The sequence below is a fragment of the Rhizobium sp. M1 genome (assembly GCF_002531805.1).
Classification (GTDB): Bacteria; Pseudomonadota; Alphaproteobacteria; order Rhizobiales; family Rhizobiaceae; genus Rhizobium; species Rhizobium etli_C.
Genome location: NZ_NWSW01000003.1, coordinates 368,309 through 376,429 on the forward strand (window position 1 = coordinate 368,309; position 8,121 = coordinate 376,429).

The following is an 8,121-nucleotide window of genomic DNA, read 5'->3' on the forward strand; positions in this document are numbered from 1 at the left end:
TAGGGAGGAGAAATGACAGTGATGCAATCCAACAGAAGCGAGGCCGAGGGCCAGGTCTTTGCCGAGGAGGATCTCGGCTACCACAAGGCGCTGAAGCCGCGGCAGATCCAGATGATCGCCATTGGCGGCGCCATCGGCACGGGGCTGTTTCTCGGCGCCGGCGGCCGGCTTGCCGCTGCCGGTCCGGCACTTGTGCTGGTCTATGCCCTGTGCGGCTTCTTCGCCTTCCTCGTTCTCAGAGCCCTCGGCGAACTGATCGTCCATCGCCCGACCTCGGGCTCGTTCGTCTCCTATGCCCGCGAATTTTACGGCGAAAAGCTCGCCTTCGCGGTCGGCTGGATGTATTGGCTGACCTGGGCGATGACGGCGGTGGCCGACGTCACCGCGGTCGCCCTCTACATGAATTTCTTCAAGGCCTATGTCCCCTGGATCGCCATGATCGATCAGTGGGTGTTTGCGCTGGTGGCGCTGGTCCTCGTCCTCTCGATGAACCTCCTGTCGGTGAAGGTCTTCGGTGAACTGGAATTCTGGTTCAGCCTCGTCAAGGTCCTCGCCCTCCTCGTCTTCCTGATCGTCGGCGTCTACTTCGTCGTCACCGGCACGCCGATCGACGGCCATGTTCCGGGCATCAGCACGATCACCGATTTCGGTGGCATGTTCCCGAACAGCATCCTGCCGGCCCTGGTGGTGATTCAGGGCGTGGTCTTCGCCTATGCCTCGATCGAGCTGATCGGCACCGCCGCCGGTGAAACCGAAAATGCCCGCAAGGTCATGCCGCGGGCGATCCGCACGGTCGTGCTGCGCCTCGTGGTCTTCTATGTCGGCTCGGTCCTGCTGCTGTCGCTGCTGCTGCCTTATACCGCCTATAAGGGCGGCGAGAGCCCGTTCGTGACCTTCTTCGGCAAGATCGGCATCCAGGGCGCCGACGTCGTCATGAACCTCGTGGTGCTGACCGCCGTCCTGTCGTCGCTCAATGCCGGCCTCTATTCGACCGGCCGCATCCTGCATTCCATGGCGATATCAGGCTCGGCGCCGGCCGCACTGGCGAAAATGAACCGCTCCGGCGTGCCCTATGTCGGCATTGCGGTGACGGCTGTCGTGACCGCCTTCGGCGTCGTGCTGAACGCCGTCGTTCCGGCAGAAGCCTTCGAGATCGGCCTGAATGTCGCCGCCCTCGGCATCATCGCCGCATGGGGGGTGATCGTGCTCTGCCAGCTCAAGCTGTGGCAGCTGTCGCGGCAGGGCAAGCTGGCGCGGCCTGAATTCCGGATGTTCGGCGCGCCCTATACCGGCGTGCTGACCCTGGGCTTCCTTGCCGTCGTCGTGATCCTGATGGCTCTCGACTATCCGGTTGGAACCTACACGGTCGCTTCTCTGGCCCTGATCATTCCGGCGCTGGTGGTCGGCTGGCTCTTGATGCGTGAGCGCATCCACATGCTCGCCGCCGAACAGGGCGAGGATCGCGGCGGTTTCGATCTCGCCTGATACACCCAAGCTTTCTCCGGCGGCGCAGTCGCCGCCGGGGTGCGGCATGAATGGAGAGAGACATGAGTGAGGATTTCGTCGTCACCGATCGTGGCGGGATCGTCGAGAACAGGCACCGCGTCCACGCGGCGGTCGTCGATGCCAAGGGCAGGCTGCTCTACACGCTCGGAAATCCGGCGCGCCTGACGCTTGCCCGCTCCGCCGCCAAGCCGGCCCAGGCGCTTGCCATCCTGGAGACGGAGGGTGTCGAGCGTTTCGGCTTCGATGATGCGGATATTGCGCTGATGTGCGCGTCCCACAGCAGCGAAGAGCGGCATATCGCGCGCACGCGAACCATGCTGTCGAAGATCAAGGCCGAGGAGGCCGACCTTCGCTGCGGCGGCCATCCTTCGCTGTCGGAAACGGTCAACCGCGTATGGATCAAGCAGGACTTTATCCCGACGGCAGTCTGCAGCAATTGTTCGGGCAAGCACGTCGGCATGCTTGCCGGCGCCCGGGCGATCGGGGCAGGCATGGAGGACTACCACCTGCCGGATCATCCGATGCAGGGGCGGGTCAAGCACACGCTCGCCGAACTCTGCGATCTGGACACCCGGGAGGTCGAATGGGGGATCGACGGATGCAATCTCCCGACCCCCGCCTTTCCGCTGGACCGCCTGGCCCGCATCTATGCCAAGCTTGCCGCGGCAGCCGACGGGGAAGGGGCGGGCGAGGCTCCATCGACGCGGGGGCCGGCACTCGCCCGCATCTTCCATGCAATGGCGCGCCACCCTGACATGGTTGCGGGCGAGGGACGCTACTGCACGCTGCTGATGCGCGCATTCAACGGTGCCCTCATCGGCAAGCTTGGAGCCGATGCCAGCTACGCGATCGGTGTGCGGGCCTCGGATGAAACCCGGCGATTGGGAACGGACGGGGCGCTCGGCATCTCGGTCAAGATCGAGGACGGCAATCTTGAAATCCTTTACGCCGTCGTGACGGAGCTCCTCGAGCGGCTCGGCATCGGTTCGCCTGAGATCCGAAGCCGGCTCGCGCCGTTCCATCATCCCCCGCGCGTGAACACGATGGGTGTCACAACAGGCGGCGTGTCCTTTCCGTTCAAGCTGCGCGGATCGAAGCCGGACGGGGACGATCCTCGTCCTGCCGCTCTGGCCCGATGACACCTCCGGACGCGGCCATTCCGCCGCGTCTGCGCCCATCCTCTTCTTCATCCCGTCGCCGCAATGCGTGCTTGCAGCGCCCCTTTCGAAAGTTCCTGCCATGACGACATCCGATATGACTGCTATCCGCGTTGAGCACGACCTGATCGGCGATCGCGACGTACCGGCCTCGGCCTATTACGGCGTGCATACGCTGCGCGCGGTCGAGAATTTTCCGATTACCGGTCAGACCCTGAAGGAATCGGCGGATCTGATCGCATCGCTGGCGGCGATCAAGCAGGCGGCGGCTGAGGCCAATGTTAGCCTCGGCCTTCTGGATCGGGAGCGGGCCGACGCCATCATTGCGGCCTGTATCGAAATCCGCGACGGAGCGCTGCACGACCAGTTCGTCGTCGATCTGATCCAGGGCGGGGCGGGAACCTCGACCAACATGAACGCCAACGAGGTGATTGCCAACCGGGCGCTCGAAATCCTCGGCCATCGCCGCGGCGACTACCAGCACCTGCATCCGAACGAGCACGTCAATCTCTCGCAATCCACCAACGACGTCTATCCGACGGCGTTGAAGCTTGCCGCATGGATCGGCGTTCACCGTCTGGTCGACGCCATGGCGATCCTGCGCCGGGCATTCGAGGCCAAGGCGGTCGAGTTCGCCGACGTCCTCAAGATGGGCCGTACCCAATTGCAGGACGCCGTGCCGATGACGCTCGGGCAGGAATTCGGAACCTACGCGCTGATGCTGGCGGAGGACGAGGCGCGCCTTTCCGAAGCGGTCTCGTTGATCCGCGAGATCAATCTCGGCGCGACGGCGATCGGCACTGGCATCACCGCCCATCCTCGCTATGCGGCGCTGGTGCGCGAGCGCCTGTCTGCGATCGTCGGCGTCGATCTGGTGACGTCACCTGACCTGGTGGAGGCGACGCAGGATTGCGGCTCGTTCGTGCAGCTTTCGGGCGTCCTCAAGCGGGTGGCGGTCAAGCTTTCCAAGACCTGCAACGACCTGCGGCTTCTGTCCTCGGGGCCGCGCGCCGGCTTCAACGAGATCAATCTGCCGGCACGCCAGGCCGGCTCCTCGATCATGCCCGGCAAGGTCAACCCTGTTATCCCTGAAGTGGTCAACCAGGTCGCCTTCGAAGTGATCGGCAACGACGTGACGATCACCATGGCCGCCGAGGCCGGCCAGCTGCAGCTGAACGCCTTCGAGCCGGTGATCTTCTACAGCCTCTATCGCAGCCTGAGCCACCTGACCAATGCCTGCCTGACGCTCGAGGCGAATTGCATTCAAGGTATCACCGCCAACCGCGAAAGGCTGCGGCAGATGGTCGAGCAATCGATCGGCATCGTGACGGCGCTCAACCCCTATATCGGCTACCGCAATGCCACCGAGGTTGCGCTGGAAGCGCATCATTCGGGACGGGGGGTCTATGAAATCCTTCTCGAACGCGGGTTGATGCAGAAGGAGCATCTCGATGCGGTGCTGCGCCCGGAAACGCTGACCCGGCCGAGCGAGAAGCTGTCCTTCTCGTAAGGCATGCGGCGCATTTTGCTTCCGGGCGACACTCATATGTGCGCGATCACGCCGCCTTTGCTTGCGGCTTGGCAGCCTTGACGTGGGTTACGCTGCGGCGGCCGTCGATGCTGACGGGAACGTCACCATCGACGGTGGCGCGGCGCACGACGCGGTGCTGGTCGCCATAATCGTTGACGGCATAGTGCTGCGTGGCGCGATTGTCCCAGATCGCCACGTCGCCGGCTCTCCAGCGCCAGCGCACGGTATTTTCCGGAGCGGTGACGTAAGACTGGAACACCTCGTAGAGTTTTACGGAGTCGCTCTTCGACAGGCCGACAAGGCGCTGAACGAAGTTGCCGAGCAACAGCGATCTTTCGCCGGTTTCCGGATGGACACGCACGACCGGATGCTCGGTCTCGTAGATGGTCGAGGTGAAAACTTCCTCGAAATGCTTCTTCTCTTCGGCGGTGGCGCGAGGGCGCACGGCAGCATAGTCGTAGGCGTTGCTGTGAATGGCCCATAGATTGTCCGCCAACAGTTTCAGCGGCGCCGGCAGGCTTTCATATGCGGCATGGGTGTTGGACCAGATCGTGTCGCCGCCGGCCGCCGGAATGACGACGCCGCGAAGCACGGAGAATTTGGGGTAGGCGTCGACGAAGGTGACGTCGGTGTGCCACTGGTCCGCCCTGCCGCCGCCGCGGCTGGAATCGAGATTGAGGATGGACGCCGTGCCGGCGACCGGTCCCTGGGTTGGATGCGGCACGAGATCGCCGAGGCGGCGTGCGAAGGCTTCCTGTTCTGGATCGTCAAGATGTCCCTGATCGCGGAAGAAGATCACCTTGTGCTTCAGGAGAAGCTGGTTGATGGCGGCCACCGTTGCATCCGAAAGCTCTCCGCCAAGGCGGATGCCTCTGATTTCGGCGCCGACACGGCCGGTCAGCGGGACGATATCGGACTCGGGAATGATCTGATTGACGAGAACCGGATTGCTCATGGAAATCTCCTGTTTGATTTGGAAGAAAACGGTGGGTCACATGCGCCCAAGGATGTATCCTTTGGGCGTTCGAAATCTCAGCGCTGAAGTCGACAGGGCTATGGAACCGCATAATCTACAAAATCTGTAGACAATAATTTCTAATTTTGCCTGTTTTCGTGAAACAGCCGCTTCGATTTCCTCGCCAGGCGGGAGGCTGGCGGCCGCTGCCGTTTCTTCGTATCTTCCGCCGACGGCGCGGGATCGCCGAACAACATCATGCTTGAGGCCGTAGATCGCCGCCCGGAAAGGAACTTTCGATGGCAACAGTCAAACTTCTGTCGGATCAAGAGGCCGCAGCCGTTCCGGCCGTGCGAGCCGTGTTCGATGACATCAGGGCGACACGCAAGACCGATTTCATCAACAACTTCTGGCGTGCTCTTGCAAACGACCCCGCAAACCTCAAGCGAGTATGGGAGACGCTCAAATCGGTCATGACGGTCGAAGGCGCCATCGATCCGCTGACGCGGGAGATGATCTACATAGCGGTGTCGACGGCCAATGCCTGCCAGTACTGCGTTCAATCCCACACTGCAGCCGCCCGGGCGCGCGGCATGACCGATGCCCAACATGGCGAACTCCTGACGATCATCGGGCTCGCCGCGCAGACAAACCATCTCGCTCTCGCCATGCAGGTTCCGCCCGATCCGGAATTCGAGGTGCGATAGGAAACAACGGACGATTCGCATCAAGGCGTGCGACTGCTCGCCGCAAGGCGTACTTCTACCAGCGGCGAGCGAAAGCGAGGATGGGGAACGCGGTTGTATCACTCTGCAGGTTGCCTGAGCGGGAGCGGCGCCACTGTTCGGTCTCCAGTGAGACTCTGCTGACCCATGCCTACGATCAGTACTGCAGACAAGCTGGCTGCGACCGAAACCCAAAAACCATTGCTCGGGCCGTAAGTGTCGACCACCCAGCCGGAGACGAAGGCGCCGAGCGCCATACCGATACCAATGCCGGTCATAACCCAGGTCACACCTTCCGTCAGCATCGATTCCGGCACGCGGCGCTCGATGAGCCCGAAGGCGGTGATGAAGACGGGTGAGATGGCGATGCCGCTCACGAAGACTGCGAAGGCAAGCAGCCAGACAGAACTGCTGGCGATGAGAAGTGGTAGAGCGGTGAGCGCAAGCACGCCGACAGCGATTAGCAGTTGGCGCTGGAGGGCCAGCTTGGGGTTTATCGCTCCGATTATGAGGCCAACCATGAAAGAGCCAATGGCATAAACGCCGATGACGAGGCTGGCAGCTTCAGGCCGCCCGAGCTCTTTGGTAATTGCAACAGCGCTGACCTCAGCCGTGGCGAAGGTAGAGCCGACAAAGACCAACGCGAGCGTGATAATCTGGACCGGGCGCAACCAGATTGCCGACCGATGGTTGGCGCCCATGTCGACCCGGCGCACTTTCGGTTCTGTCGACCGCTGCACGAGAAAGGCAAAACTGCCGAGCGCCATAAAGAGAGTACTCACGATCATGCCCGCCTCCGGGAACAGCGAGACAGCCAGGCCGACAGAAAGCGATGCGCCAGCGATATAGACAAGTTCGTCCGCAGCGGATTCAAAGGCGAAGGCTGTATTAAGCTCAGGTCTGTCGCGAAAGATCTCTGTCCAGCGGGCACGCAGCATTGCTGGAATACTGGGCATTGTTGCAGCAAAGAGTGCCGAGAGGAACAGCGTCCACGAAGGCCAACCCTGGTTTGCGGCCGCGATCAGCGTCCCGAATGCGATCACCGAGACGACGGTGGTGGGGATCAGGACGGCCCGTTGGCCCAGCTGATCCACCTGCCGCGAAATCTGCGGGGAGATCACGGCGTTGGTCAGCGCAAAGGTCGCGGAGACAGCGCCGGCGAGCCAATATTCTCCATGAGTCTGAGAAAGCATGGCGACGATACCGATCGGCGCCATCGCTATTGGAAGGCGGGCGAAGAAACCTGCAGCGGAAAAGCTTTTAGTACCGGGCGCGCGGAAAATTTCTACATATGGATTATGCATCGGCGTGTTCCGTGTTAGAGAGCTAACGCCACGTACATACGTAACGTATGCAAATGTGTAATCAAATACACGGCGTATGTCAATTAACATACGGAGCGTATGAGAATGGATGATGGAGGACCTATGCGCAGGTCACGTAATGAAATGATTGCTGAGACTCGGGCTAAGCTCTTGGCTGCAGGCCGAAGAGCATTTGGTGCCTCTGGTTACGCCGAATCTTCCATGGACGACTTTACAGGTGAAGCCGGACTCACGCGCGGCGCTCTTTATCATCACTTCGGCGACAAGAAAGGACTGTTCGCGGCCGTTGTAGCCGAGATCGACAGCGAGATGACGGCCCGACTCTGCGAGATCTCTTCTATGGCATCGACGCGCTGGCAGGGATTCGTGGATGAGAATATTGGTTACGTCCTAATGGCGCTGGAGCCGGAACTTCAGCGCATCATGTTTCGTGATGGGCCGGCCGTCCTCGGCGATCCATCGCAGTGGCCGAATGCAAACGGCTGCATCGCCGCGGTGGCCCAAAGTCTCGAGACCTTGAAACAAGAAGGTGTCATCGTCGATATCGACCCTGAAGCCGGTGCTCGCCTGATCAACGCCGCCAGCAGCAGTGCGGCGCAATGGATCGCTAATGCCGAAAATCCGGATGCCATCGCGAAGCGGGCTGTGGAGAGCTTTCGAACCTTTTTGGAGGGCCTGCGCGCCAATAAGTTTGACTAAGCTGACGCTGTCGAATCGTTGGTGCGATCGCCAGCCATATCGCAGAAAGGCGCGCCGAGGGCAGAAAAGTCAGCTAGGGCTGGCGGAGATCGTTGGCAACCGTCGAGAAGTAGCCATGCGCCTTGCCGGCCGCCATTGTTTTTCCTTGGCATGTCGCACTTTGAGTTGAGATTGACAACTTTAAATTGTAGTGTGGCGGTGAAGTTGGAATGTCCGGATCTCT

General features: G+C 61.4%; 7 protein-coding genes. 5 read left to right on the top strand and 2 right to left on the bottom strand.

Annotated elements, in window-relative coordinates; all coding sequences use genetic code 11:
* Positions 1-12 precede the first annotated feature (12 nt).
* The 3 genes from CO655_RS05695 to aspA all read left to right on the top strand — a co-directional run bounded on the left by CO655_RS05695 (position 13) and on the right by aspA (position 4,173).
* Positions 13-1,485, top strand: coding sequence for an amino acid permease (locus CO655_RS05695; protein WP_077989632.1), 1,473 nt, complete (start codon positions 13-15; stop codon positions 1,483-1,485).
* 62 nt (positions 1,486-1,547) lie between these two features.
* Positions 1,548-2,645 carry an asparaginase gene (locus tag CO655_RS05700; RefSeq protein WP_097664065.1) on the top strand — a complete coding sequence of 366 codons (1,098 nt, stop codon included), beginning with the start codon at positions 1,548-1,550 and terminating at the stop codon, positions 2,643-2,645.
* A 100-nt stretch (positions 2,646-2,745) separates the two neighbouring features.
* Complete coding sequence (gene aspA, locus CO655_RS05705) at positions 2,746-4,173, top strand: aspartate ammonia-lyase (RefSeq protein WP_097664066.1); 1,428 nt, start codon at positions 2,746-2,748, stop codon at positions 4,171-4,173.
* 46 nt (positions 4,174-4,219) lie between these two features.
* Here aspA and CO655_RS05710 read toward each other — a convergent pair whose 3' ends face one another.
* Positions 4,220-5,149 carry a TauD/TfdA family dioxygenase gene (locus tag CO655_RS05710; RefSeq protein ID WP_097664067.1) on the bottom strand — a complete coding sequence of 310 codons (930 nt, stop codon included), beginning with the start codon at positions 5,147-5,149 and terminating at the stop codon, positions 4,220-4,222.
* A 299-nt stretch (positions 5,150-5,448) separates the two neighbouring features.
* On the opposite strand from CO655_RS05710, the gene CO655_RS05715 reads away from it, so the two are divergent.
* The gene (locus CO655_RS05715; protein WP_097664068.1) at positions 5,449-5,856 is read left to right on the top strand and encodes a carboxymuconolactone decarboxylase family protein; all 408 of its coding nucleotides are present in this window, start codon (positions 5,449-5,451) and stop codon (positions 5,854-5,856) included.
* A gap of 98 nt (positions 5,857-5,954) precedes the next feature.
* Here CO655_RS05715 and CO655_RS05720 read toward each other — a convergent pair whose 3' ends face one another.
* Positions 5,955-7,178, bottom strand: coding sequence for an MFS transporter (locus CO655_RS05720; protein ID WP_097664069.1), 1,224 nt, complete (start codon positions 7,176-7,178; stop codon positions 5,955-5,957).
* 123 nt (positions 7,179-7,301) lie between these two features.
* Between CO655_RS05720 and CO655_RS05725 the strand changes: the two genes are divergently transcribed.
* The gene (locus CO655_RS05725) at positions 7,302-7,898 is read left to right on the top strand and encodes a TetR/AcrR family transcriptional regulator (RefSeq protein ID WP_170965062.1); all 597 of its coding nucleotides are present in this window, start codon (positions 7,302-7,304) and stop codon (positions 7,896-7,898) included.
* Positions 7,899-8,121 lie beyond the last annotated feature (223 nt).